Raw genomic sequence first — 1,140 nt, forward strand, 5'->3', positions numbered from 1 at the left:
AGCTATCAATTCAAGAGCGTTTGAGGGCGCCGGCATAAGCCAGTCCGGCCGCCACGCCGCCAAAGCGCTCGCCCTGCACCAAGGCGGCGCCCGGCAGGGCGGCCTGCAGCGCGTCCATCAGTGGCGTGAGCGCGGACGAGCCGCCGGTCAGGTACACCACGTCCACGGCTGCCAGACCCGAGGCCTGCACACACTGCAAGGCGCATTGCACGACCTGGGCCAGCGGCTGGGCCAGCGCCTCGCCCATGCTGTGCGGCGTGATGACCGGTGCCGACGCCGCGTCCAGGAATTCCAGCGTCACCGCCGCGCTGTCGTGGGAGATGGAGCAGGCGATCTTGGCCGCTTCGACCCCCGCCAGGATGCGGTGCCCGTGGTGGCCTTGCAGCACCTGCATCAGGCGCGCATGCAGCGCCAGGTCGGTGTAGGAGGTCCACAGCTCGCGGGCAAAGTGCATGCTCTTGCGCGAATAGGCGTGGTGAATCAAATGCCAGGTCGAGAGGTCAAAAAACACGCTGTTGGGTAGCGGGCGCCCGCCCGGTCCGAGGTGGCGGTATCCCAGCAAGGGCATGACGTGGCCGAGGTCGAGCAGGCGATCGAAGTCGGTGCCGCCCAGGTGCACGCCGGTGGTGGCCAGGATATCGCGGGCGCGGTCGGTGTTCTGGCGCCGCGTTGGGTCCAGGCGGATCACGGTGAAGTCGGAGGTGCCGCCACCAATGTCGACCACCAGCGCCGTGGTCTCGCGGCTGATGCGCTGCTCGAAGTCAAACGCGGCGGCAATCGGCTCCAACTGAAAGTCGATGTGGGCAAAGCCCGCTTCTCGTGCCGCGCGCCCCAGCGTGGCGTGGGCCAGCGCATCGCGTTCGGCGTCGTCATCGACAAAATGCACCGGGCGGCCCAGCATGGCGCTGTCAATGGTGTGGCCGACATGGGCCTCGCAGCGGGCCTTGAGCTCCTTGAAAAACAGCACCACGATGTCAAAAAAGCGCACCGACTGGCCGCCCACCACCGTGTGTTCGTCCATCAGCTTACTGCCCAGCAGGCTTTTGATGGAGCGCATCAGCCGCCCCTCGGTGCCGCCGAGGTAGGCTTGCATGGCCTGGCTGCCGAACAGGGTGCTGTGCGTTTCGTTGGAGAAAAACA

Annotated in this window: 1 protein-coding gene; it reads right to left on the bottom strand. The window is 66.7% G+C overall.

The features are described from left to right. Nucleotides 1-10: 10 nt before the first annotated feature. Nucleotides 11-1,140, bottom strand: a 1,130-nt coding sequence (locus B3V69_RS18040) for an Hsp70 family protein (protein WP_296448446.1), incomplete at its 5' end; no start/stop codon positions are given.

This window comes from Rhodoferax sp. UBA5149 (assembly GCF_002413825.1).
Taxonomy (GTDB): domain Bacteria; phylum Pseudomonadota; class Gammaproteobacteria; order Burkholderiales; family Burkholderiaceae_C; genus Rhodoferax.